The sequence below is a fragment of the Oleidesulfovibrio vietnamensis genome (assembly GCF_055388115.1).
Window position 1 is genome coordinate 1,705,723 of record NZ_AP042419.1, and the last position, 25,034, is coordinate 1,730,756.

The following is a 25,034-nucleotide window of genomic DNA, read 5'->3' on the forward strand; positions in this document are numbered from 1 at the left end:
CTTTTGATAATACCCTAACAGGCCGAGAGAGTCTACGGCTATTTGCTGCTCCGTTACTGGATGTCTTGAGCGTTGATGAACTGGGTGGCGGCCACGGCTCCCTGCTGAGCAAAAATCCGTATGCCTTCCACTCCTGCCTGCAGCACTTTTTCCACCAGTGCCTGTTCGTCTTTGCCGAACCTGCCCAGCACATACCCTGTGGTCTGACCGGACTGGGGCTTGCCTATGCCCAGACGCAGGCGGTGAAAATCTTTGCTTCCGGTGCGTTCGGCGATAGACTTCAGCCCGTTGTGGCCGGCAAGTCCTCCTGCCGTTTTAAATTTCATGCGGCCCAGCGGCAGATCCAGCTCGTCGTGCAGCACCAGTATTTTTTCCGGTGGTATGCGATAAAATCCGCATATGTGCGCAACGGCATCACCGCTTCTGTTCATGAACGTAAGCGGCTTTGCCACCAGCCAGGACGACCCGCCGGTAAGCGGGGCACACTTCCACAGGTCGTATTTTTTTTTGCCCGTGCCGAGTGATGTGACGGCATGGGGCGCGGTGCGCCTTACTTCATCAAGCAGGGCGTCCGCCAGCATGAACCCCAGATTGTGTCTGGTGTTTTCATATTCCTTGCCGGGGTTGCCAAGGCCGACAATCAGGCCGTCTAAATTCATGGTGTCTGTCCGAACTGTCTACAGAAAGGCACACGGGCAGCAGCAGAACGCAGAACTGCTCCGGCAAAAGGGAATGCGGCTCCGCACGTAGTACGGAGCCGCACAGTAGCAACTTGATCGCAGGAGGCTGCAACGCTTATGCGTCTTCGCCTTCTTCTCCCTTGCCGCCGCGGGGGGCGGATACACGCACGATGACATAGTTGCTGTCATATGTGCAGTGTCCGTCTTCCAGCTTGAGGTCGGCAACATGAACGGCATCGCCCATTTCCATGTTGGAAACATTAATGTCGATCACCTTGGGCATGGAACCGGGCTTGGTGAATACATCAACAAAGTCACGGTACACTTCCATGCGGCCGCCGATCTTGGTGCCTTTGGCCACACCGGTGATTTTAAGCGGAATACGTGCCTTGATGGGCTTTTCCATGTCCACGCCGAACAGATCGACATGGGTGAAGAAAGGCTTGTAAGGATGGCGTTCGATCTGCCAGATAAGGCAAGGAGCGGTTTCGCCTTCGATATCAAGGTTGAAGACCGTGGTCTTGCCGGCGGTTTCGTACAGCTTTTCCAGCTGGGTACCGTCAATAGCTACGGGAATGTTTTTGCCCTCGCTATTGTAGAAAATGCCGGGAACCTTTTTGGCGGTGCGCAGCTTGCGATTGGCACCTTTGCCCAGTCCTTCACGCTTCTGGACGCTCAGTGTCATCTGCTGGGACATAAGTTCTCTCCTTTCAAAAAACGTCGCGCTTATTGGCTGCGCGTGTGATACGGTGTTTACAGGCTACACAAAAAGCACGCTGACGGACGATTCCGTGTGGATATTATGGATGGCCTTTGCCAGCAATCCCGCAACGGAAAGTACCTTCAGTTTGCTGCATGCCTGAAGTTTGGACCCGAGCGGAATGGTGTCGGTGACAACCACCTGCGAGAAAGAAGATTCGCAGAGCCGCTCAATGGCCGGTCCGGACAGGACAGGGTGCGTTGTGCAAGCCATCACTTCCTTGGCTCCCTTGGTAAGCAGAACATTGCCTGCGGCTACCATGGTGCCGGCTGTGTCGATCATATCATCAACGACAATGGCTGTTTTGCCTTTCACTTCGCCGATAACGTTCATGGCCTCGGCCTGATTTGGTTTATCGCGTCGTTTGTCGATGATTGCAAGAGAAGCGCCCAGACGTTTGGCATAGGCGCGTGCGCGTTCCACACCGCCCGCATCGGGCGATACGATAACAATGTCGTTGGTGACAGTCTGACGCAGGTAGTCAAGAATGACAGGTGCGGCGTACAGGTTGTCCACCGGACAGTTGAAAAATCCCTGAATCTGTCCCGCGTGCAGATCCACCGTGACAAGCCGGTGCATCCCCGCAGCTTCCAGCAGGTCCGCCATCAGTCTGGCGCTGATGGGAGCGCGCGGGCTGACCTTGCGGTCCTGACGGGCGTACCCGTAGTAGGGGACAACCGCAGTCACACGTCCGACACTGGCTCTTTTCAGAGCGTCAAGCATCAGGCTGAGCTGAATCAGGTTGTCGTTGACAGGAGCGCAAGTCGGCTGGACGATGAAAACATCATCTCCGCGAACATTGTCGCCTATTTCGATTCTGATTTCACCGTCACTGAATGTTTCGCACAGCGTGGGGGTCAGATGGCAGCCGAGGTGGTTGCATATGGCGCTGGCTAATTCCGGATTGGCGGTGCCGGTAATAATTTTTAAATCGCCATGCATGGTAATAGATCCGGGACTTTTTTATGGTTCACGCAAAAAAAATGGCAGGGGCGGAAGGACTTGAACCCTCGAATGACGGGACCAAAACCCGTTGCCTTACCAACTTGGCGACACCCCTGCATTATAGTCGGTGGACGTATACTGCAATGCTTCTTTGACAGAAGTGGAGCATTGCCGCCTCGGCCTGAGCCTTGTCCCTGAAAAGGCCGAACAGACTGGAACCGCTGCCGCTCATCAGAGCAGCCGAAGCGCCGTGCGCAAGAAGCGTGTTCTTGTGCTGTCTCAGTTCGGAATAGGCCGAGAAAACCACCGTTTCAAAGCTGTTAAAGAGCCACAGGGCACGAGAGACAGGTTTACTATCGGCTTGCCGTTCAGTTGTCAAGCTGCGGCAGGTATTTTTTTTCCTGCCTGCGCAGCCTGTTTCGGCCCGTACCGGGCGGTCCGGCCCTGTTGTCTGCAACTGTGCGCAGGCCGCCGGTGCGTGCGCGGCGGGCAACTGCCCGCACGGGTGATGCAGCCCGCTCCGGTAAAGAGTGTCCCACCGGTTATAAGCCCATGGAGTGGAAACCTGCACTCCGGGGCAGACTAGTACAAGGTGCCACCCGGAAAGGTCAAGGGGCGCGGGGACAAGTTTTTCACCTATGCCTGTTGCAAGGCACGGCGTGTTATGCAGAAAAAAGGGCACATCGGCACCGACCTGCGCAGCTATTTTCGCCAGAGCGGTGTCAGAAAAACGCGGAGCTCCTCCCGCGGTGTTCAGCAGCTTGAGCACTGCGGCCGCGTTGGCACTGCCGCCGCCCAGTCCGGCGCCGTCGGGTACCCCTTTTGCAAGGCGTACCTGCATGGGCGGCGGAGTACCGCCTGCTGCCGCGAACGTGTGCCATGCCTTGCAGATGATGTTTTTGTCGCCGCACAGGTCGGCCCGTTCGCTCAGCACGGTCACTCCATGCGTTGCGGGGCTGATTTCCATCAGGTCAAAAGGCTCTGACAGCGGATAGAACAGCGTGACCAGTTCGTGGTAGCCGTCAGGCCGCACTCCCGTTATCTCCAGAAACAGGTTTATCTTGCACCCCGAGCGGATGGTCTGTTGCGGAACGGTAAGCATTTATGCCCGCCGCGCGTTTTCCACGGTCAGGTGGTCATTGGTGAAAACACACAGCTCGCCCGCAATGGCCATGGCTTTGGTCACAATTTCCTGAGCGCTCAGGGCCGTGTGGCGTTGCAGTGCCCGTGCCGCGGCCAGAGCATAAGGGCCGCCGCTGCCGATGGCTGCCACGCCGTCGTCCGGTTCAATGACGTCGCCGGTGCCGCTCAGCATAAGCAGGGTGGTGCCGTCCGAAACGAGCAACATGGCCTCAAGTCTCCGCAGAAACTTGTCTTTTCTCCAGTCTTTCGCCATCTCAACGCTGGCGCGCAGCAGGTTGCCGCCAAATTCTTCCAGCTTGGCTTCAAAGCGTTCAAACAACGTGAACGCATCGGCCGTTGACCCTGCGAATCCGGCGATGATTCTATCTTTATATATGCGTCTGACTTTGCGGGCTCCATGTTTCATTACAATGGCCTGACCGAGCGTAACCTGTCCGTCACCGGCCATGGAAACACCTTCGTCATCTTTTACCGCCAGAATAGTCGTTCCTTTCAGATCCATATGTCTCTCGCTTTACAGGTCTGGCGCCGCATCTTGCGCAGCTTTCAACCAGATTGTGTACATTTGTGCCGTATGCAGCACGAAGGTTATTTTTGCGGGGGCGCCCTGACAGGCCAGAGCCTGTGCGGCACACGCCAGTGCCACCCGGGCGGCCGGCGATGCCGGATACCCGTATGTTCCGCAGCTTATGGCCGGAAAAGCCACATGGGCGAAACCGTTGCTGCGGCACAGGGTGAAGCAGGATTCGTACGCCTGTCGCAGGGTTGTCTCTTCATTGTTTTTACCGCCGCGCCACACGGGGCCGACAGTATGAATGACATGGCGGGCCGGCAGTCTGTGGGCAGGGGTGACCATGGCCTTGCCTGCGGGCAGTAGTCCGTGGCGGGCCACCCAACGCGAGCAGTCAGCCAGCAGCGCGGGGCCTGCGGCTGCATGTAAGGCTCCGTCAACGCCCCCGCCTCCGGCCAGACGGCTGTTGGCCGCATTGACAACGGCGTCGGCTTTGAAAAGGGTCAGATCGCCCTGCAGTATTTCCAGACAGCCTGTTGCTGAAGACCATTGCATGCCGCAGCCTTCTACCAGAACTCCGCACGTTCTGCATGACGGGTGTCAAACCGTTCCAGTTCGGCCTTGTCATCCTCTGTGCGGGCAAGTGTTTCCGCCTGCTTGCGGTGAAATTCCACTTTGCGTTTGTTGTTGGCGTAGAGTGCGCTGTATGCCAGCTGCAGATGACCTTCAAACAATCGGTTGTTTTCTCCGAGCATGCGCCCGTAGTAGTAGTGAACTTCTGAGTCTTCGGGCAGTTTCTGTAATACCTGCCGGTAGTATTCCACGGCTTTGTCCACCTGTCCGTTGTCTGCCAGCAGCCGTGCAAAGAAAAACAGCGCCATCAGGTCGTGCGGGTTGTTCATCACTGCCCGCTGCAGCAGTCCTGCTGCGCGCTTGCTGTCTCCTTTATTATAATGGAAGCGCCCGGCCTCACGCAGGACGAGAGCGTCTGAAGGCGCAAGGCTGACTGCCTGATCAAAAAATTCCGCTGCGGTGGAGATTTTGTTCTGCCGCGCGTAGACAATGCCTTTGCCCATAAGGGCCAGTTCCGGCGGCAGTGTTCCGGAATTGTTGAAATAGTGCATTGCTGCTTCCTGATCGGCAAAGCGGGCCCTGATAAGGGTCTGGATGCGCCGGAAGCGGGTGTTGTCATCTTTGATTTCGCGCTGGGCAGCGGGCAGCAGGCGGACCTGATTGCTCAGATACTGTATACGCTGCTGTACGTCGGGGTGTGTGCTGAGATATTGCGGCACACCGCCGCCGCTGCGCCACTGCTGGTTCTGAATGTGTTTGAAGGCGCCGGGCAATCCCCAGGGTGAAAAACCCGCCTTGATCAGGTACTGCATACCCATCTGGTCGGCTTCGCGCTCATCTGTGCGGCTGTAGTTGAGCATGGCGGCCTGAGTGGCCGCGGCAGTGCCGAAAAGCATGGCGTCCTTGGCTTCCCCTTTGCCCAGCAGCAAACCGGCCAGCAGTCCGGCCATGGACAGCAGACTGACTTTTTGTGCGGCCTCGATGCGTTTGGCCACATGGCGCTGGGTCACGTGCGCCAGTTCGTGGGCCAGTACTCCCGCAACTTCCGATTCGTTTTCAAGATTGAGCAGCAGGCCGGTGTAGACAAAAACGTATCCGCCGGGCGTGGCGAATGCGTTCATGTTATTGTCCAGCACCACGCTGGTTTCAAAAGGAAAAGGCTGAGGCGGAATGACGGCCTGCAGACGGGCCACAAGTTCCCGCACATAATCTGCTATTTCAGGATCTTCAATGATTGGCAGGCGGGATTTTACAAGAACTCTGAACTTTTTGCCCAGTTCGATTTCGTCTTTGACAGTGAATTCACCAAACCCGAAGGCGTGCGCCGGAGCGGCAGCAAGCGGTGCCAGAACAAGGTTCAGGCAGAGCACTGCGATTAGCAGAGCCGCGTACCGGCACCGCACAGGGTGCCGGTAACGCGGAATGGTGAACTCGGGTGCTGCCATATCAGGCTATGTCCCAGACGGCTCCTGCGGGGGTGTCCTGTACTTCGACGCCCATACGCGCCAGCTCTTCGCGGATGGCGTCCGACCGTTCAAAGTCCTTGGCCTTGCGTGCTTCCTGCCGTTCGAGAAGCAGCGTTTCAACGCGGGCGGTATCAACGTCCCTGCGGGCTGCGCGGCAGTCTCTCATTTCGCGCAGAAACTCTGCCGGCTGCCGGGTAAACAGTCCGAGCACTGCGCCCCAGCGGGCCATCATGCTCTGCATGCGCAGCAGTGCATCACGGGCCTGCGCGCTTTTGCGCATGGTCTTGTCTTCAATGATGCGGTTTACCAGACGGACGAGACCGAAGATATGCCCCAGCGCTGCGGCTGTGTTCAGGTCATCTTCCATGGCTTCGTTCCACGCGCGTTCTGTTTCATCCATTTCGCTGAGTACTTCTTCGGGCAGGGGCGCTGCGGACCACTTGGTCTTCTGCAGTTCGTTTTCCACAAGATTCAGCGTCTGGTAGATGCGCCTCAGGTTTTTTTCCGCTTCATCCATACCGTCAAAGGTGAAGTCTATGGGGCTTCTGTAATGCTTGGTCAGCAGGAAATAGCGCAAAGTTTCCGGCAGGTATCCTTGCAGAATATCGCGTATGGTGCTGAAGTTGCCGAGAGATTTTGACATTTTTTCAGCATTGACCTGCACAAAGCCGTTATGCACCCAGTAGCGTGCAAATTCTTTACCGGTGGCGGCTTCGGTCTGGGCTATTTCGTTTTCGTGATGCGGAAACACAAGGTCCTGACCGCCGCCGTGGATATCAAGAGGCAGCGGCAGGTGTTTTTCGCTCATGGCCGAACATTCGATATGCCAGCCGGGCCGGCCGTTGCCCCAGGGGCTTTCCCAGTACGGCTCTCCGGGTTTTGCACTTTTCCACAAAGCGAAATCCAGCGGATCTTCCTTTTCTTCGCCCGGTGCCACCCGTGCTCCGGAGCGCATGTCATTCACATCGCGCCCGGAAAGTTTACCATAGGACGCAAAGCTTCTGACCCTGAAGTACACATCGCCGGAGGCTGTGGAGTAGGCTTTGCCTTTGCTGATCAGGTCTTCGCACAGGGCTATCATTTCTCCGATATGCTGGGTGCAGCGGGGTTCTATGTCGGCGCGCAGGCAACCCAGCCTGTCCATGTCTTCATGGAAGGCCGCCATATACTTTTCCGCCACTTCGGTGCTGGTCAGCCCTGTCTCTCCGGCCCGTTTGATGATTTTATCGTCCACGTCGGTAAAGTTGCGGACAAAAGTCACATCAAGCCCCGTATGACGCAGGTAGCGCACCAGCACATCAAAAGCCACAGAAGATCTGGCATGCCCCAGATGGCAGAGGTCGTAGGCGGTGATGCCGCACACGTAGACGCTGGCTTTACCTTCACGCTGGGGGATAAATTTTTCTTTTTTTCGGGTCAGTGTATTATATAGCTGCATTCTGTATCGTCTCCGGAAGGAACCAGCTGTTTTCAGGCGCTGGCAGAATCAAACAGGTCGATGCGGCGCTGATGCCGCCCGCCTTCAAACTCGGTTTCAAGAAAAAGCCTGGCAAGCTCAAGTGCAACACCGGGGCCGGTCACGCGTTCGCCCAGACAGAGAACATTGGCGTTGTTGTGCAGACGGGTGGCCCTGGCATGGAATTCGGTGGTACAGAGTGCGGCGCGTATGCCGTCAATGCGGTTGGCAGCCATGGACATGCCTATGCCGGTTCCGCAGATGAGAATTCCCTGTGCTTTTTGCTGCAGAACCCGTTCGCATACTTTCTGCGCAAAAAGCGGATAGTCACAGCTTTCCGCGGTTGCCGGTCCCATGTCGTGTACATCGTACCCGCTTTTGGTAAGTTCAGAAACAAGAAGTTCCTTGAGGCTGAAACCGGCATGATCGGAGCCGATGATTACTTGCTTGGCCATTGCGTTTCCTTGTCTTTACTGGTTTGCCTGCGGGACTGACCCGTTGTCGGCCGGATGTCTTTTTTCATACTTCAGCCGCTGTTTTTCTATAAAACGTGCCCTGTCTGCCTTGGCGTTTTCTTTCAGTCTGTCTATTTCATCGCGCAGAAAGCGCACCTGCCGTGCGGCAAGGTCCATTTCTGGCGATGCCGTCTTGTCGGACAGACCCTGCTGTTCCGGATCATTCTCTGCAGACAGCGCATGCTCGCAGGCGCTGCCCAGTACCTTCAGTTCCTGATCCTGACGGCGCTGTATCTGTCTGATTTCATGCGCATGAATGCTGCCGCGCACCAGCCAGAGGAGTTCGCCGGAAAGAACCCCCAGACCGGCGGCGAGGTTGCCTGTCATGTGCCGGACGGTTTCCGCCATTGTATGTACGGATGATGACATTGTGTCTCCTGAAAAGCTGAAGGACTGCACGGCGTCAACGTTGCCGTACCGGTCTGATGTGCGTATCCGGCGGCAGCGTGAGGGCCAGCTCGGCCGGAGTATAGGCGTCAGCGTGCTTCTGCCGTGATTTTACAAATATTGTAGCCTGCCGTGTATCACTGATAATCATGTCGATGCGCTCCGGCAATGCATCCGGTGTATTTTCGTACCGAGAAAAGGCCACGTGCCAGCCGGATGCGCCGGTCCAGCGTACCGGCCGTGCCAGCGCATCAAGCAGCAGGGTGCCAGCACCGCCGGCTTGCGAGGGCAGACTGTAAGCTATCGTTCCGTCGGCGACAACCTCGGTCCTGTCGTATCCCGCGGCAAAAAATTTTCCGAATCTGCCCTGCAGGAGAGCGGCCATATCCTGTATGGTGAAGGGTACCGGTATGCCCAGAGCAAGAGCAGGGCTGCCGTCACCTTCATGCACCAGCGCCGTTGCTTCACGCGGGCTGTACGCCACGAAAAGCCCTTTCTCCTCGCGTATCTGCGCGATGAGCGCTCCCACGCCTGCCTCCACATCCAGCCTGAGCGGCGCAGGGCCGTTACCCCACATGCGCATGGTCACCCTGTGTCCGGAGTCCTGATTACGGTAACGCAGGCTGGCGGTCAGGCTGAAGGGGCCGGCGTTCTGCTGGCGGACCGATGATTGCGCCAGGAAACGTTGCCAGCGCCGGGCGGCTTCGGCCGGGTCGGCGGGGCCGGGTATTCTGGCGGCGGTGCAGCCGGAAAGGTAAACCGCAGCACAGCACAGCAGCAGTGCAGTCAGTGCATACAGAGAGCGGCGGTGATGGCGCCGGGGCAGAGAAGAACGCCGCAGCCGGATCATTGCAGCCCGTTGATTTTGTTTCTGATGGCATCAGCTTCGGGAGAGCCCAGCCTGATGGCCTTGCGATAGGCTTCCAGTGCAAGTTTGCGCTGACCGGCACGAGCGGCGATGTCTCCGTAATGTTCCCACATGGTCGGGTCGTCGCCGCCTTCGGCGGCAACGGCAAGACGGATATTTTTGAGCGCCAGCGCGTTGTTGCCGAGTTTGTAATGTACCCATGCCAGTGAGTCGAGTATGTAGGCGCTGCCGGGGCTCAGTTTGAGCGCGCTTTCGATGAGCACGAGCGCCCTGTCCAGATCGCGTCCCTGTTCTGCCAGCGTGTAGCCCACATAATTAAGCGCGCGGTAATGGTCGGTGTCGGCCAGAATGACCTGTTCCATAAATTCAAGCGCTTTCTGCTTTTCTCCGCGGGTGTCGTACAGGCTGCCCAGCGCAAAAAGAAACTGCGGGTCTCCGGGCCAGTTCCCCAGCGCTTCACGCAGGATGCGTTCCGCACTGGTAAAGTCTTCACGTTCAAATGCCGCTCCGGCCTCTATCAGCCAGAATTCCGGCGAGTCGGGAAAACGTCGTTTCCCTTCGTCGATAAGCTGCTGTGCCGCAGGGTAATCGCCCTGTTCTATCAGCAGGTCGGCGCGGAACCGCAGGGTCTGACTGTAGTATCTGTTTGAAACAGGCACTCGGGCAAAGTTGGCGATGGCCGCGTCGGCATCATCGTGACCGCGCAGCGAAAGCACTCCCAGATAAAACCAGATTTCTTCGGGGCTGTCAGGGCGGTTGCTCACGGGCAGCAGAATTTCTTCTGCCTCTTCGTAAAAGCCTTCCTCCAGAAAGAGTGTTCCGGCCTGCAGGGTGAAGGCCAGGCTGTCAGGGCCCTGACGGGTGTATTCAAGCGCTTTCTGCGGGTGGTTAAGCTTGAGGTTCAGATCCACAAGACGCAGCCATACTTCGGGGCCGGCGTCACCAAGCTCCAGAATGCGGGCATACGTCTGTTCCGCTGCGGGGTAATCTTTCTGCAGTTCATAAAGATACGCCAGCTCCGCCCATGCTTCGACGGCTGAATCCGGTTCCATTTTAAGCGCCGTGTGCAGGGCCTCTTCGGCCTCTTCAAATTTGCTCAGGCCTATATGCGCCTTGGCAAGATAGTAATAGGAATGCGCGCTGCGTCTGTCTTCGGGGACCGCTTCCAGCATGTCGGCAGCCTGTGCGTATTCCTTTGCATCCAGAAGATATATGGCAAGTATCTGTTGCGCTTCGTAGTCATCCTTGTGCCTGTGCACAAAGTCTGTCAAAGCGGCCAGAGCGGCATCCGGTCTGTTTTCCTGCATATAGGCTTCCACAAGCGCCAGTGTCAGATCCAGATTGTCGGGGTGCAGCTCAATGCCTTTCTGCAGGATGGGGCGCGCGAACGATGCTTCGCCCCGCAGGCGGTAATAATTGGCCGCTGCCAGATATATTTCGGGCGAATTGTTCAGCTCAAGTAGGCGCGAGATGGCAGCCGAAGCCGTGGCATCGTCGTTTTCCCGCACGGCTTCGTTAAGCAGCAGAAAATTATAGGTGCGCTGTGCACTTTCAGACATCTGCCAGCCGGCGGGAGTCTGTTCCGGTGCTGTGTCGCCGTTGTACCGTCCTGTGGCGCATCCGGCAGTGAGTGACGCGCACAACGCTGTTGCCAGCGTGATGTGCCTGAAGGAAAACATGACAGTCTCTCTTGTAAGTGTATTCTGCTATCTGGTGATCCAGTCCGAAGAGAAATCCTTGATTTCCTTGAACAGGTGGTCACGGATCTTCTGGAGCAAACGGGCTTCTATCTGGCGGACCCGTTCGCGGGTTATATCATACTTTTCGCCTATTTCGCGCAGGGTGACCGGGTCTTCCGAAAGCAGGCGCGAGTTGAGTATGTCCAGCTCCTTGTCATTGAGCAGGGGGACGATATCCCGGATGCGTTCCTGCACCATTGCCGCGATTTCGTTGTTGGCGAGGGTGTCTTCAATGCCGGGACCGAGCGCCGGCAGAAAGTCCATGCGCGAAGCCGAGCCGTTTTCGTCGCCGACCTGCACATCAAGCGACATGTCCGAAGCGTCAAGCCGCTGCTCCATTTCCACCACCTGCTCGGTGGTGACGTCCAGCCGCTCGGAAAGCATGGCCGCATCGGGGTCGTACCCCTGCGCTATAAGCTTCTGGCGTTCTTTGTTAAGGTTGTAGAAAAGCTTCCGCTGGGCCTGCGTGGTGCCTATTTTGACCAGCCGCCAGTTGTCCATGATGAACTTGAGGATATACGCCTTTATCCAGAAAGCGGCGTAGTATGAAAATTTTATGCCCTTGTCCGGGTCAAACTTGTTGACGGCACGCATCAGCCCCACGTTGCCTTCCTGTATCAGGTCGAGCACGTTCTGCATCCAGCGGCGCTGAAAGTCCATGGCAATCTTGACCACAAGCCGCAGATGCGATGACACAAGCCGGAAGGCCGCATCACTGTCGTTGTGCAGCTGTACCCGCCGTGCAAGCTCAAACTCTTCGTCGGGCTTGAGCATGGGAAAACGGCTTATTTCGCGCAGGTACAGATGCAGCGAATCGCGCGTGGGCTTGTTGCCGGGGGGCAGGGGGGCAGGCAGGTCCGTATCGCTGACGTCGATGACATCGCCCTCGTCGATATCGATATCTTCATCGTCTTCTTCCTGATCAATTTCGATATCATAGGTCGTTTCGTCGTCTCCGGTCAGGACTTCCGCCGCGGAATCTTCTGCGGCGTTGCTGTCCGTGGCTGCGGCTGCGGTATGCTTTTTTACGGTATCTTTTGCGGGAGTCATAGATATAGAGTGTTATCCGGAGCTTTAACCGGCATCAGCCGGATATGATCTTTGATGGGAAGTCCTGCTCTTAAGAACAGGCTTGGGCATTGAATGGTATAGTTTTAGTTTGTCCTTTTCAATGTTTTTCAGTAGACCGAAGCGGTTCATACTGCCAAACCGCGGCGGGACGCGCCGTTTTTTTACCAAAAGTTTCTGCGAGGAGATAGCCGCCGTGCCCGATTTCAGACGAGCGCTGAGTGATGATACCCTGTTGTTTTTCGACGGGGCCATGGGAACCATGCTGCAGGGGCGGGGGCTGCCCGCCGGCATGAGTCCCGAAGTCTTCTGTCTTTCCAATCCGGCTGTGCTGCAGGGTGTTCATCTGGACTACGCACGCGCAGGGGCGGATGTGCTGACCACCAACACGTTCGGGGGAACACGCCTCAAGCTGCCCGAGGGCATGAACGTGGTGGAATTCAACCGCGAAATGGCCAGAGCCGCAAAGGCCGCCGCCGGTCAGGCCGGACGCACCGTGTTTGTGGCGGGCAGTGTGGGGCCCACAGGACACTTTGTAAAGCCGCTCGGCGATCTGGAATTTTCGGAGCTGGTTGATATTTTTCGTGAACAGATCCGCGGGCTTGTGCAGGGCGGAATAGACCTTGTGCTTGCCGAAACGCATTTTGATCTTGCCGAAGTGCGTGCCGTGGTGCTGGCCGCGCGCGCCGAGTGCAATCTGCCTGTGGGCGTGTCCATGACCTTTGAAGATGGCGTGAGTCTTACAGGAACACGTCCCGAAGTTTTTGTCCATACCATGCAGAACATGGGAGTGGACCTTATTGCCACCAACTGCAGCGCAGGACCGGAGCAGATGGCGGGAGTGGTGGCCGGACTGACTGCCGCGGGAGACATACCCGTACTGGTCATGCCCAATGCCGGCCTGCCCGAGCTGGAAAACGGCAACACGGTGTTCCGGCTGGGACCGGAAGAGTTTGCCGCGCAGACTGCGGACTTTGTGCGTGCCGGTGTGCGGTGTCTCGGCGGGTGCTGCGGTACGACCCCCGATCATATTGCCGCGCTGGCGCGTGAGGCGCGCAGCAAGCCCCGTCCGGCGGTTGAAAAACGCCGCCGCTCCGGCATTGTGCTGACGACCAGAGCCGCTTGTCTGCGTATCGGTCACGACCAGCCCTGCAGGATAATCGGGGAACGCATAAACCCCACCGGCAAAAAGGAACTGACAGCACAGCTGCAGGCAGGCGATTTTACACTGGCCATGCAGTTTGCACAGCAGCAGATTGATGCCGGAGCCCCCTTGCTGGATGTGAACGTGGGTGCGCCCATGGTGGACGAAAAAGTGCTGCTGCCGCAGCTGATCTCAGACCTCGCTGCAGCTCACGGGGTTCCTCTTTCCATAGACAGCTCGGATATGGACGCCGTGGAGGCTTCGCTTGCCGTATACGCGGGGTCCCCTCTGGTCAATTCCATCAGCGGCGAACCGGGACGCATGGAACGCCTGGGACCGCTGTGCAGAGATTACGGGGCGCCATTTGTTCTGCTGCCCCTGAAAGGCCGAAAACTGCCCGTCACGGCCGCCGAGCGTATATCCATCATCGATGAGCTGCTTCTGCAGGCCGATGATCTGGGCATTCCCCGCAGGCTGGTTATGGTTGATGTGCTGGCTCTGGCTGTTTCCTCCAAGGCGGAAGCTGCGCGGCACTGTTTCGATACCATCCGGTATTGCAACGAAGAGCTGGGACTGCCCACCACCATTGGACTGTCAAATATTTCTTTCGGTCTGCCTGCGCGTGAACTGCTGAATGCCACGTTTCTTGCCATGGCCGTGGGGGCCGGACTTACTTCCTGTATCGCCCACCCCGGCAACGTCAGACTGCGGGAAGCACTGGCCGCAGCCGAGGTGCTTATGGCGCGCGACAGCAATGCCGAGCGGTTTATCGCCGGCTATTCCGGCTGGACATCAGGAGGCGGCAGCGGCGGCATTATTGCCGGCGGCGGAGAAGAGAAAAAACGCCCCGTCAGTCTGGAAGAGGCTGTCATACGCGGAGAACGCGACATCATTCTGGAACTGGTGGAAGACGAACTGGCCCGAGGCGCACAACCGTATGCTCTTGTTAATGAAAGGTTGATTCCGGCCATTACCGAGGTGGGCGACAAATACGAGCGCAAGGAGTATTACCTGCCGCAGCTGCTGCGTTCCGCAGAAACCATGCAGAAAGCTTTCGGCAGGCTTAAGCCCCTGCTGGAAGAGGCTTCCGGCGGCGAGACAAAACCGGTCATCATTATGGCCACCGTGGAAGGCGATATTCATGACATCGGAAAGAATATTGTCTGTCTTATGCTGGGCAACCATGGTTTTGATGTTGTTGATCTGGGCAAAGATGTTAAAGCGGTGGATATTGTAGATGCCGCAGTGGAGCATAACGCGAAGCTGATAGGGCTTTCGGCCCTGATGACCACTACCATGGTGCGCATGGAAGACACCATACAGCTGCTGCGCGAACGCGGGCTTTCCATTCCTGTTTTTGTGGGCGGGGCTGTTGTCACGCCTGCTTTTGCCGAAGCCATCGGCGCAGCGGGGTACTCCCGCGATGCCGTGGAAGCGGTGAGAATTGCGCGGGGGCTTGTGGAAGCTCCAGCCAGAGTGCAGTGAGGAGTTACAGATATGAGACGTTCTTTTTTGATCATGCGGACGATGCTGACGGTATGCTGCCTTGTTGTCCTGTGGGCCGGAGCTGTCCGTGCCGCGGATGTGCAGGAAGGCGGGTCGGCGCTGTTGCTTGACTCCATTGCCGCGCAGAGCGGAAAACCCGTACTGGTGAATTTTTTTGCCAGCTGGTGCCCCCCCTGCAAAGAGGAAATTCCGGGCCTTGTCTCACTGCGTTCGCAGTATGCGGCGGATGACGTGGCCATTATCGGGGTGTCGCTGGATGAAAGCCGCTCGGCGCTGGACCGCATGATTCAGGATTTTGGAATCAATTATCCTGTTATCCGGGGCAACCGTGAACTGGCGGGCACTTTCGGCGTTACCGGCATTCCTCGTCTTCTTGTCTATTCCGCTGAGGGCAAGCTGGTCTCCGACCACCTGGGCTACATGACGGAAGAAGAACTCAGACAGCTTATTGACGCGAACATTGTAAAATAAAGGCTGCGCAATGACGTATTTACGTAAAGCCCGTATTCAGGATGTGAAGGCCATCCACGCACTTCTCATGCACCATGCCGCAGGCGGGTTGCTGTTGCCGCGTTCTCTCAGCCAGCTGTACAATCATATCCGTGAGTTTTACGTGGTCGACCCGGACGACGGAGGCCCCATCAAGGGGTGCTGCGCGCTTTCCATCATATGGGATGAACTGGCGGAAGTCCGTTCTCTGGTGGTGGCTGACGACATGCAGGGCCTTGGCTGGGGGCGGCGGCTGGTCGAAGCCTGTGTCAGCGAGGCTGTGACGCTCGGGCTTTACAAGGTGTTCACTCTGACGTATCAGGCCGGTTTTTTCCGCAAGCAGGGCTTTGCGGAAGTGGCCAAAGACGTGCTGCCGCAGAAGGTGTGGGCGGACTGCATCAATTGTCCGCGCTTTCCCGACTGCGATGAAGTGGCTATGATGATTGAATTGTAACGCAACAAAGGGCAGAAAAAGATGACCGTAACCGGAATGGATGTTGTATATACCGCCGAGCAGGTGCAGGAGCGTGTGCGCGAACTGGCTGTTCAGATCAACGCTGAGTATGAAGACAAACCGCTGGTCGTGGTGTGCGTGCTCAAAGGCGCTTTCATGTTTTTTTCCGACCTGCTCAAGCATTTGACAGTCCGGCCGGAAATTGATTTCGTAAGGGTAGCAAGTTACGGTAACTCGACAACCCGTTCCAGAAACATTTCCTTTACCAAGGATCTGGAAGTGTCCATAGACGGCAAGCATGTGCTGGTGGTCGAAGACATCGTGGATACCGGCCATACCGTGGACTTTCTGTACCGTCAGCTTGCAGCGCGCGGTGCCGCCAGCATCCGGCTGTGCGCCATAGTGGACAAGGCCGAGCGCCGCGAGGTGGACGTGACCGTGGACTTCCCCGGATTTGCGTTGGATAAAGGGTACATTATCGGGTACGGGATGGATTACGCCGAACAGTACAGGGAGCTTGACGCCATTTACGACGCTCATGTCGCAAACTAGCCTCAGGGCATATACTTGTAACAGGATAAACGATGCACGTTACCTGCCCGAACTGCAAGACAGTATACAATCTTGCGGAAGAACTGGTCAGACCGGGAGCCAAATGCCGCTGCACGGTATGTAAAGAGGTGTTTCCTCTGGTTATTGATGCGCCGGAAGATGACACTGCACCTTCAGACTCCGCAACGGATTCTTCTCCCGCGTCGCTGCCATCGTTTGATCTGGATGAACCCGGCCCTGTGAATAAGAAAAAGAAGGGCGGCGCGTTGCTGGGCATTGTGGCCGCTGTTGTTCTTCTTGCGTGCGCGGCCGGCGGAATATACCTGTTTGCGCCGGAGCTTGTGTCGTTCATTGACTCCCGCCCCGTTGCGCAGGAACCTGCTCCGGAACCGGTTCCCACGGAACAGGTTAAAAAAATCGCGCTGCGCAGCGTGCGGCAGTACACCATCACCAATGAAAAAATCGGCCGGATAACTGTCATTGAAGGCAAAGTTGTCAACAACTTCAGTTCTCCCAAAGATCTTATCAAAATAGAAGCATTGCTGTTTGATGATTCAGGACAGACGGTCATGAGCAAGCAGCAGTTGTGCGGTGTTACGGCTTCGCTTTTTCAGTTGCAGGTTCTTTCCGAAAATGAGCTTGAGACAACGCTGACCAACAAGGTTGAGGTGTTGACCAATAACACCAATGTGCAGCCCGGCAGCGAAGTGCCTTTTATGGTCGCCTTTTACAATCCTCCCCAGACTGTGCGCGAGTTTCTGGTCAAGGTGGTGGAAGCCAAGAATCCCCCTCCTTCCAATTAGAGTCAGGCGGCATCTGTGGTAAAGCTTAAAGAAACGTATGTCTGCTCGTCGTGCGGGGCCGGTGCCCCGCAGTGGAGAGGACAGTGCCCGCGGTGCGGCGAATGGAACACCCTGCAGTCTGTGGTGGTGGAAAAGAACCGGCCTGCCGGACGTGCGGGCAGGCATGCCGCTGTGGCAGCCAGCCGTCCTGTACGGCTTAAAGACGTTACGGAACAGCATCATACACCTTTCGGTACAGGAATAGCCGAGCTGGACCGTATTCTGGGCAGGGGACTGGTGCCGGGGGCGGCGCTGCTTGTGGGCGGAGAGCCGGGAATCGGCAAGTCCACCCTGCTGCTTCAGGTTGCCGGTGCTGTGGCGGCTTCCGGCCGTTCCGTACTGTATCTTTCGGGGGAAGAGTCGCTGGGTCAGCTGCGCGGAAGGGCAGAGCGGCTCGGTGTTTTATACGACACCATGCTGGCCGTGTCGTCTTCACGGGTTGAAGACGCTTTGCCCATGCTGGAAGAGCAGCCGGCACCGGATCTGCTCATTGTCGACTCGGTGCAGACGCTTACCTCGACCCGTGCCGAGGGGTTGCCGGGCAGTGTCAGTCAGGTGCGGGCAGTTTCTACGGAACTGGCGGAAAAATGCAGGGCCTGCGGCACATGCGTGCTCTTTGTGGGCCATGTGACCAAAGACGGACAGCTTGCCGGGCCCAAACTGCTGGAGCATATGGTCGATACGGTTATTTCTCTGGAAGGAGACCGCAGGCAGCAGTTCCGTATGCTGCGGGTGCTTAAGAACCGTTTCGGCCCCAATCAGGAACTTCTTGTTTTCCGCATGGTGCAGCAGGGGCTGGATCTTGTGGACGACCCTTCAACTTTTTTTCTGGATGCCCGCGACCCTTCTCTCAGCGGTACTTCCGTGGTCATGACCGTAGATGGTCAGAGACCTTTTGCCGTTGAAATGCAGGCGCTTGTCACCCGCAGCTATCTTTCCATTCCCAGACGCACAGCGCTGGGGTTCGATGTGAACAGGCTGCACCTGTTGCTTGCCGTGCTGGAAAAACGCCTGCGCCTCAATTTCGGACAGGTGGACATCTATGCCAAGGTGGGCGGCGGGATGCGTGTGCAGGACCCCGGAATGGACCTTGCGCTTGTGGCGGCCATTCTGTCTTCCTTTTATGACGTGCCCCTGCCTGCACGCAGCGTCTTCTGGGGCGAGGTTGATCTCAACGGTCAGATACGCCCGGTGTCAGCGCAGTCTGTGCGTTCGGTGCAGGCTAAAAGGCTGGGCTATTCATCCATGTTCTGCCCGGAAGAGGGGGGAACAGGTGTGACCACCATCGGCATGCTGCAGGAAAAACTTTTCCGCAACCCCGCCGCGGATGCCTGATGCCTCCGCGTTTCTTCTGTTCCAAGATATTCTTGACCTGTCCGGCACGTTGCCGCATCGTATGCTATATATCATGTATCAGCTGTTTTTTTTGGTACATGCTAAGAGTTGTCAGGTAACGGTCGTTTTCCGGCGGTTTTTTGTCCAAAGCTGCCCCCGAATGCATTGAGAGGCGTTTTCATGTCAGGAACTGGCAAGCTGGTCCAAGAAAGTCTGCAACTGCTCGGCGACGTGCGGAAAAAATTGAACATGCTCATCAGCAGCAGAGAACATGAATTTCTTGCGCTGGGCGAAAACATTATGTCTCTGTCGGATGCTGTGGGCGGAGTGCGGCAGCGTTCCGCCGAGCTTGTCGAGCTTGTTTCCGGCGAAGCTATTTACAGTGTGATCAATCAGCTGGCCGACGATATGGGACGGCTGCATGAGCTGTGCAGTGTGGGTTCGGAAAGTAATCTGGACGAGCTGGTACGGGTACGCAGTAATCTTCATGAGCTGATAAGGCTTATCCAGAGTTATGCCCGTGTTGTCCGGACACTCCAGATGCTTGGAATATCAACCAGAATAGAAAGTGCACGTCTGGGCACGGATGGCCGCGGATTTAATACCCTTGCCGATGATGTTGAAAAACTTGCCGGGAAAATTGTCGAATATTCCGGGCAGATAGTGCAGTACGCCAAAAATCTGGATGCTCTGGCAGATGAGGCTTCCGTCCGTTCGCAGATAATGCTGGGCGACCAGCAGACCTGTGCGCTTGAGGCTGCATCGGGCATGACCGATCGTGTACACCTGCTGCAGGACGCGGCTCAGGCTGCAAAGGAGCGGTCGGAGCATGTGGATGCACTGATGAGCGATATTGCAGCCAGCATGGGGCAGATAGTCTCTTCGCTGCAGTTTCATGACATCGTGCGTCAGCAGGTGGAGCATGTCGATGAGATTCTGGAAAGTGTGAGCCGCATGGTGATTGAAAAGCAGGAGGACAGTTCTCCCGATGAAGAACTGGTCTGGATTATGGATGTCGCACGTCTGCAGGCCATGCAGCTTGAGCACTCGCGGGACAGTTTTTCCGATGCCGTGGGGCAGCTTTCCGCCGGTCTCGGGCAGATAGCGTCCAATGTCATGCATGTGGCACACACTGCTGTTTCCGGCGACAGTGTGGCCGGAAGTGCTCTGGATTCCATTTCTCAGACCATCAATGACACAGCGGAGCGTATGCGCGGCGTGGCGGCACAAGGCGGAGAAATGGGCGAAACCATGTCTTCCGTGGCTTCCACGGTGGCTGATATGGCCGGATTTCTGGAACACATCGAAGATGTGGGCGCCGAGATAGAACTTATCGCTCTCAATGCCAGCATCAAGGCTGCCCATACCGGTGACAAAGGCAAGGCGCTGGGGGTTCTGGCTTCTTCCATACAGCGGCTTTCGCAGGATGCGGGCAACCAGACAGGTGTCATTGCGGCAACGCTTGACACGGTTTCATCTTCGGCAGACAGCCTGAAAAGTCAGGCCCGCTCATTTCATGATGCGACGGTTATCAACGAGACCATAGGCAAGCTGGAAGAAGTCACAGGCTCTTTGCGCGCACTGGGAATGCAGGCGGAAAACCTTGCCTCGGCATTAAGCAGTGAAGCCGGCGATATTGCTGAAAGCATATCATCCGTTGTCCGCGGAATCACGTTTGAAAAAACAGTGGGCAAGGAACTGTCTGCAGCGCAGGAGCGGCTGCAGGGGCTGGTACGCAGAATTGAAGCTGCCGTGCCGGACGCGAAATCTGTCCGCAGACCTGCGCAGCTTGATCAGATGATGAACAGATATACCATGAAGCAGGAACGCGATATCCACCTGAAGGCTTTCGGCGGACAATCAGACGAAGCTGATGACGACAATATCGAGTTGTTCTGAAAAGTGACACGCCGCAAGAACAGAACCGGAGAAAAGGGGGAAAAGAATGGCACCGACAATCATGACCGTAGATGATTCTGCCAGTGTGCGGCAGATGGTCAGCTTTACACTGCGCAATGAAGGGTATGAAGTCATTGAGGCTTCAGACGGTAAAGATGCGCTTGCCAAAATAAGGCCCGATGTGAAGATGGTGATTACCGACCTGAACATGCCCAACATGGACGGGATAGAACTGATCAGGAACATCAGGGCCAAATCAGGGTTTAAGTTTATTCCCATCATCATGCTTACCACCGAATCGCAGGCGGCTAAAAAACAGGACGGGAAGGCTGCGGGGGCTACCGGATGGATTGTGAAGCCTTTTAAGCCTGAACAGTTGCTCGCCGTGGTAAAAAAAGTTCTGCGCTAGGCAGCGGCAGAGTTCATGCAGGAGGATGGTGTGCAGCTGGACGTGAACAGTCAGGCTTTTATGGAAGAGGCTCAGGATCTGTTGACAGAACTTGAGTCTGCGCTGTTGGAGCTGGAAGAACAGCCCGGAGATACCGAACTGGTGGACCGGGTGTTCCGTGCCATGCACACTATCAAAGGCTCCGGCGCTATGTTCGGCTTTGACGATATAGCCGCCTTCACGCACGACGTGGAAAACATGTTCGACAGAGTGCGTAACAATGAACTGCAGCTGTCCAGAGAAATTCTTGATCTGACGCTGGCCTGCCGCGATCACATTGCATATCTGCTGCAATGCGCCGGCAGCGGCACACAGGTGGATCTGGAAAAAGGCAGTGCGCTTACCGCCAAGGTCCGGCTGATGCTGGGCGCAGGTGACCAGCAAGAGCCTGCAGACGCGGCTCCGGCTCAGACCGCCCAGTCTGCAGACAGCAGCTTTGATGAAGAAGACGGCAGCTGCAGGTTTACTTACCGAATACGCTTCAAACCAGCCCCCGATATCTTTCTTACCGGCAACAATCCGCTGCATCTCATAGAAGAGCTGCGCGATATGGGCATGCTGACCACATATGTACATACTTCCGCATTGCCTTCTCTGGCCGAACTTAATCCGGAATCCTGCTATCTGTGGTGGGACATGCTGCTGCATACCTCTGCCGGAGAGCAGGAAGTGCGCGATGTGTTCATGTTTGTGGAAGATGAATGCGAGCTGAGCGTGCAGGTTGTGGACAGCGGTGACAGGATTGATTCCGACGAGAAGTACAAGCTGATAGGTGAAATTCTTGTCGAGCGGGGTGACCTGAAGCCTGAAGACCTGCAGCGGGTGCTCAGCAGCAGACAGCCGATGGGCAAGCTGCTGCACCAGGCCGGAGTGGTGAGTGAAGACAGTGTTGAGTCGGCGCTGCAGGAACAGCAGACAGTGCGGGACATGCAGCAGAAGCGGGAGGCTTCCTCGGAAGCCGCTTCCAGCATCCGCGTTGCCGCAAGCAAGCTTGACTATCTTGTCGATCTTGTAGGTGAACTTGTTATTGTGCAGTCTCAGATAGCGCAGATGGTGCATGAGCGTGAAGACGCCGATATGCTGGCACTGAGCGAAAATCTGGAACGGCTCAGCGATGAGCTTCGCGATGCCACGCTGGGTATCCGCATGCTGCCCATAGGTACCACCTTCAGCAAATTCCGCAGACTGGTGAGGGATCTTTCCGCTGACCTGGGCAAAGAAGTTGATCTGGTGACCTTTGGGGCAGAGACCGAACTGGATAAAACAGTCATTGAACGCCTGAGCGATCCTTTGGTGCACTGCCTGCGTAACAGTCTTGACCATGGTGTGGAACCACCGCAGCAGCGGGTGGCGGCCGGCAAACCCCGCAAGGGTACGATAACTCTGGGGGCTGCCCACTCCGGTGGTGAGGTGCTTATCACCATCAGCGATGACGGCAAAGGGCTGGACAGGGACAGGCTGCTGTCAAAGGCGGTGGAACGCGGTATTGTTGCGCCCGATGCCGAGCTTTCGGATAAAGAGATTTATGCTCTTATTTTTGCTGCCGGTTTTTCCACGGCAGAAAAAGTTACCAGTGTTTCCGGACGCGGGGTGGGCATGGATGTTGTCCGGCGTTCCATCGAAGAACTGCGCGGCACCATAGAGCTGACATCCGAACCGGGCATGTCCACGGTCATTACCATCAGGCTGCCGCTTACGCTGGCTATCATTGACGGCCTGCAGGTTCAGGTGGGTGAAGAAAGCTATGTGATTCCCCTCGCACCTGTTGAAGAGTGTGTCGAGCATTTCGGCACGGCAGACTCCGGCAGAAAGCAGATAATCAATCTGCGCGACGAGGTTGTACCCTATATTTCTCTGCGCAAGCTGTTTGACGTTTCTGGAACACCGCCGGAAATCGAACAGATAGTGGTTGTCAATGCGCTGGGCAGCCGGTTCGGTATCGTGGTGGACAGGGTGGTGGGCGAACACCAGACAGTTATTAAAAGTCTGGGCAAGGTATTCAAGAACGTCGAAGGTATTTCGGGGGCTACCATACGCGGAGACGGAACCATGGCGCTTATTCTGGACCTGCCCCGTCTGGTCCAGTCTGCGATTTCCGCCCGGTAGAGTTGCAGTTCCGGCAGCGCATCAGCCTGCTTTTGTTACGCGATTTCAACGGAGAGTGTGTCCGCATCATGGCAGCAACCACTGGAATAGCGCACCCACGCGTCATGTCCTCAAAATCATTTCAGAAGCTCAGCCAGTTTATCCACACGCAGGTCGGCATCAAGCTGCCGCAGGGCAAAAAGGTCATGCTGGAAGCGCGGCTGCAGAAGCGGTTGCGTGTGCTCGGAATGGATTCGTACGAAAGTTATGTGGATTTCCTGTTCACTGAAAAGGGGCAGCAGAGCGAGTTGCGGCCTTTGATAGATGTGGTTACCACAAACACTACAGAATTTTTCCGCGAGCCGAAGCATTTTGAAATTCTTGTTCAGGACATACTGCCGGAATGGATGCGGCGCACGGGCGGACACAGGACGCTCAGACTGTGGAGTGCGGGATGTTCCTTCGGTATGGAACCCTATACACTATCCATGGTGATGCACGAGTTTGCAGGGTGGAACAAGTCGTTTTCGTTCAGCATACTGGCCACAGATATTTCAACGCGGGCTTTGCAGCATGCAGCACGCGGCGTGTACGAACAGGACAAGATAGGCAGCATTCCGCAGCAGTTTCGTAAAAAATACCTGCTGCGGAGCAAAGACCCGAATAAAGCGCTTGTCCGTATGGGGCCGGAACTACGGCAGACTATTGATTTCAGGCGCCTGAATTTTATGGAAGAGTTTTCTTTCGATAAAGAGCTTGATATTATTTTTTGCCGTAATGTCATAATTTATTTTGATAAACAGACTCAGGAGCGCCTGTTCCGCCAGTTCTGCCGCTGTCTGCAAAAAGATGGCCACCTATTCATCGGTCATTCCGAAAGCCTGTCAGGAATGGCTCTTCCGCTGGAGCAGATTGCCCCGACCGTCTACAGGAGAGTGTAGGGACACCATGGCACGACGCATCAAGGTTCTTATTGTTGATGATTCAGCCCTTGTCCGGCAGACGCTTACCGATATCTTTTCTGCCGATCCAGAACTGGAAGTGGTGGGAACTGCCTCTGACCCCTTTGTAGCTGTCAAACGCATGGAAACGGTGGTGCCCGATGTGATTCTGCTGGATGTGGCCATGCCACGCATGGACGGGCTGACCTTTCTGCGCAAGATAATGAGTCAGCATCCCATTCCGGTGGTTATCTGTTCTGCCGTGACGGAGCAGGGAGCCGAAGCCTCCTTTAAGGCCATGGAATACGGCGCCGTTGAAATTATTCAGAAGCCGAAAGTCAGTACCAAGCAGTTTCTCGAAGAATCCAGCATAAGAATATGCGACGCAGTCAAGGCCGCTGCCCGCGCCCAGTTGCGCAAGCTGGCGGCAAAGCGTTTTGAAGTTACCCCCAAGCTGTCGGCCGATGCCATGCTGCCGGCCAATGCCGGAAGGTCCGTCGTGCAGCGAACGGAAAAGGTTGTGGTTGTGGGGGCCTCCACAGGCGGAACCGAAGCTCTGCGGGTTCTGCTGGAAGCCATGCCGCCGGACTGTCCGCCCATTGCCATTGTGCAGCATATGCCTGAACATTTTACCGCGGCATTTGCCGGCAGACTCAATTCCACCTGCCGCATACAGGTGAAGGAAGCTTCTGACGGTGATGTGATGCAGAGAGGACAGGCGCTTATTGCTCCCGGCAATCTGCATCTGCTGCTAAAGCGTTCGGGCAGCCGTTACTATGTGGAGACCAAGGAAGGTCCGCTTGTGCGGCGGCATCGTCCTTCCGTGGATGTGCTGTTCCGCTCCGCGGCCCGCTATGCGGGAAACAATGCCGTGGCAGCCATTATGACCGGCATGGGGGATGACGGCGCCGCAGGCATGAAAGAGCTGCATGAAACCGGCGCCTATACCATTGCGCAGGACGAAGCTACCTGTGTGGTGTACGGTATGCCGCATGAAGCCGTGAAGCTGGGCGGGGTGGATGCCGTTCTGCCGCTGGGAGCACTGGCTGCGGCGATTGTTAAAGCCTGCAACAGCTGAAAATCTGCTGCGGCAGCACACCATGTCCATGTGTGTTGTCAATTTCTTACGGAATCATTGTCTTTTCTGATACCTTGCGGCTGCAAGATTTTTTTGAACCGGCGCATGGTGGCTGTTGTTTTCCGTTCATTTTGTTGTTTTCTGTACAGT

Annotated in this window: 24 protein-coding genes and 1 tRNA gene; 11 read left to right on the top strand and 14 right to left on the bottom strand. The window is 56.4% G+C overall.

What is annotated here, in order from left to right; genetic code table 11:
- Window positions 1-53: 53 nt before the first annotated feature.
- The 14 genes from pth to ACZ5D1_RS07660 all read right to left on the bottom strand — a co-directional run bounded on the left by pth (window position 54) and on the right by ACZ5D1_RS07660 (window position 12,093).
- Window positions 54-659, bottom strand: a complete 606-nt coding sequence (gene pth, locus ACZ5D1_RS07595; RefSeq protein ID WP_011368028.1) for an aminoacyl-tRNA hydrolase — start codon at window positions 657-659, stop codon at window positions 54-56.
- Between the two features lie 136 nt (window positions 660-795).
- Complete coding sequence (locus ACZ5D1_RS07600; RefSeq protein ID WP_273191737.1) at window positions 796-1,377, bottom strand: 50S ribosomal protein L25/general stress protein Ctc; 582 nt, start codon at window positions 1,375-1,377, stop codon at window positions 796-798.
- A 63-nt stretch (window positions 1,378-1,440) separates the two neighbouring features.
- Window positions 1,441-2,382 carry a ribose-phosphate diphosphokinase gene (locus tag ACZ5D1_RS07605; protein WP_011368026.1) on the bottom strand — a complete coding sequence of 314 codons (942 nt, stop codon included), beginning with the start codon at window positions 2,380-2,382 and terminating at the stop codon, window positions 1,441-1,443.
- A 42-nt stretch (window positions 2,383-2,424) separates the two neighbouring features.
- Window positions 2,425-2,500, bottom strand: a tRNA-Gln gene (locus ACZ5D1_RS07610).
- 3 nt (window positions 2,501-2,503) lie between these two features.
- Window positions 2,504-3,487, bottom strand: coding sequence for a 4-(cytidine 5'-diphospho)-2-C-methyl-D-erythritol kinase (gene ispE / locus ACZ5D1_RS07615; RefSeq protein ID WP_011368025.1), 984 nt, complete (start codon window positions 3,485-3,487; stop codon window positions 2,504-2,506).
- A complete protein-coding gene (gene hslV / locus ACZ5D1_RS07620) occupies window positions 3,488-4,030 on the bottom strand; it encodes an ATP-dependent protease subunit HslV (RefSeq protein ID WP_011368024.1) in 543 nt (180 codons plus the stop codon).
- 12 nt (window positions 4,031-4,042) lie between these two features.
- Window positions 4,043-4,594 (bottom strand): macro domain-containing protein, encoded by a 552-nt coding sequence (locus tag ACZ5D1_RS07625; RefSeq protein WP_011368023.1) that lies wholly within the window; start codon window positions 4,592-4,594, stop codon window positions 4,043-4,045.
- Window positions 4,595-4,605: 11 nt separating this feature from the next.
- Window positions 4,606-6,057: a M48 family metalloprotease gene (locus tag ACZ5D1_RS07630; RefSeq protein WP_464556435.1), complete on the bottom strand. Its 1,452-nt coding sequence runs from the start codon at window positions 6,055-6,057 to the stop codon at window positions 4,606-4,608.
- 1 nt (window position 6,058) lies between these two features.
- Window positions 6,059-7,516 (bottom strand): cysteine--tRNA ligase, encoded by a 1,458-nt coding sequence (gene cysS / locus ACZ5D1_RS07635; RefSeq protein ID WP_464556437.1) that lies wholly within the window; start codon window positions 7,514-7,516, stop codon window positions 6,059-6,061.
- Between the two features lie 32 nt (window positions 7,517-7,548).
- Entirely contained in the window at window positions 7,549-7,989 is a 441-nt protein-coding gene (gene rpiB, locus ACZ5D1_RS07640; RefSeq protein ID WP_011368020.1) for a ribose 5-phosphate isomerase B, read from the bottom strand.
- A 15-nt stretch (window positions 7,990-8,004) separates the two neighbouring features.
- Window positions 8,005-8,418, bottom strand: a complete 414-nt coding sequence (locus ACZ5D1_RS07645; protein WP_464556440.1) for a hypothetical protein — start codon at window positions 8,416-8,418, stop codon at window positions 8,005-8,007.
- 34 nt (window positions 8,419-8,452) lie between these two features.
- Window positions 8,453-9,286 carry a hypothetical protein gene (locus tag ACZ5D1_RS07650; protein WP_464556442.1) on the bottom strand — a complete coding sequence of 278 codons (834 nt, stop codon included), beginning with the start codon at window positions 9,284-9,286 and terminating at the stop codon, window positions 8,453-8,455.
- Window positions 9,283-10,983: a tetratricopeptide repeat protein gene (locus tag ACZ5D1_RS07655; protein WP_464556444.1), complete on the bottom strand. Its 1,701-nt coding sequence runs from the start codon at window positions 10,981-10,983 to the stop codon at window positions 9,283-9,285. The genes ACZ5D1_RS07650 and ACZ5D1_RS07655 overlap by 4 nt, the downstream gene beginning before the upstream one ends.
- A gap of 27 nt (window positions 10,984-11,010) precedes the next feature.
- Window positions 11,011-12,093 (bottom strand): sigma-70 family RNA polymerase sigma factor, encoded by a 1,083-nt coding sequence (locus ACZ5D1_RS07660; protein ID WP_011368016.1) that lies wholly within the window; start codon window positions 12,091-12,093, stop codon window positions 11,011-11,013.
- A gap of 214 nt (window positions 12,094-12,307) precedes the next feature.
- On the opposite strand from ACZ5D1_RS07660, the gene ACZ5D1_RS07665 reads away from it, so the two are divergent.
- The 11 genes from ACZ5D1_RS07665 to ACZ5D1_RS07715 all read left to right on the top strand — a co-directional run bounded on the left by ACZ5D1_RS07665 (window position 12,308) and on the right by ACZ5D1_RS07715 (window position 24,884).
- A complete protein-coding gene (locus tag ACZ5D1_RS07665) occupies window positions 12,308-14,740 on the top strand; it encodes a homocysteine S-methyltransferase family protein (RefSeq protein ID WP_011368015.1) in 2,433 nt (810 codons plus the stop codon).
- Window positions 14,741-14,752: 12 nt separating this feature from the next.
- Window positions 14,753-15,232 carry a TlpA family protein disulfide reductase gene (locus tag ACZ5D1_RS07670; RefSeq protein WP_011368014.1) on the top strand — a complete coding sequence of 160 codons (480 nt, stop codon included), beginning with the start codon at window positions 14,753-14,755 and terminating at the stop codon, window positions 15,230-15,232.
- 10 nt (window positions 15,233-15,242) lie between these two features.
- The gene (locus ACZ5D1_RS07675) at window positions 15,243-15,704 is read left to right on the top strand and encodes an N-acetyltransferase (RefSeq protein ID WP_011368013.1); all 462 of its coding nucleotides are present in this window, start codon (window positions 15,243-15,245) and stop codon (window positions 15,702-15,704) included.
- A gap of 21 nt (window positions 15,705-15,725) precedes the next feature.
- Window positions 15,726-16,256 (top strand): hypoxanthine phosphoribosyltransferase, encoded by a 531-nt coding sequence (hpt, locus tag ACZ5D1_RS07680; protein WP_011368012.1) that lies wholly within the window; start codon window positions 15,726-15,728, stop codon window positions 16,254-16,256.
- Between the two features lie 32 nt (window positions 16,257-16,288).
- Window positions 16,289-17,059 carry a DUF3426 domain-containing protein gene (locus tag ACZ5D1_RS07685; RefSeq protein WP_011368011.1) on the top strand — a complete coding sequence of 257 codons (771 nt, stop codon included), beginning with the start codon at window positions 16,289-16,291 and terminating at the stop codon, window positions 17,057-17,059.
- A 15-nt stretch (window positions 17,060-17,074) separates the two neighbouring features.
- Entirely contained in the window at window positions 17,075-18,433 is a 1,359-nt protein-coding gene (gene radA, locus ACZ5D1_RS07690) for a DNA repair protein RadA (RefSeq protein WP_027181129.1), read from the top strand.
- A 180-nt stretch (window positions 18,434-18,613) separates the two neighbouring features.
- Complete coding sequence (locus ACZ5D1_RS07695) at window positions 18,614-20,332, top strand: methyl-accepting chemotaxis protein (protein ID WP_011368009.1); 1,719 nt, start codon at window positions 18,614-18,616, stop codon at window positions 20,330-20,332.
- A 46-nt stretch (window positions 20,333-20,378) separates the two neighbouring features.
- Complete coding sequence (locus ACZ5D1_RS07700; RefSeq protein ID WP_011368008.1) at window positions 20,379-20,741, top strand: response regulator; 363 nt, start codon at window positions 20,379-20,381, stop codon at window positions 20,739-20,741.
- Window positions 20,742-20,756: 15 nt separating this feature from the next.
- Window positions 20,757-22,886 (top strand): chemotaxis protein CheA, encoded by a 2,130-nt coding sequence (locus ACZ5D1_RS07705; protein ID WP_464556449.1) that lies wholly within the window; start codon window positions 20,757-20,759, stop codon window positions 22,884-22,886.
- A 68-nt stretch (window positions 22,887-22,954) separates the two neighbouring features.
- On the top strand, window positions 22,955-23,806 hold the full coding sequence (locus tag ACZ5D1_RS07710; RefSeq protein ID WP_464556451.1) for a CheR family methyltransferase: 852 nt from the start codon (window positions 22,955-22,957) through the stop codon (window positions 23,804-23,806).
- Window positions 23,807-23,813: 7 nt separating this feature from the next.
- Window positions 23,814-24,884 (top strand): protein-glutamate methylesterase/protein-glutamine glutaminase, encoded by a 1,071-nt coding sequence (locus ACZ5D1_RS07715; RefSeq protein ID WP_027181126.1) that lies wholly within the window; start codon window positions 23,814-23,816, stop codon window positions 24,882-24,884.
- Window positions 24,885-25,034 lie beyond the last annotated feature (150 nt).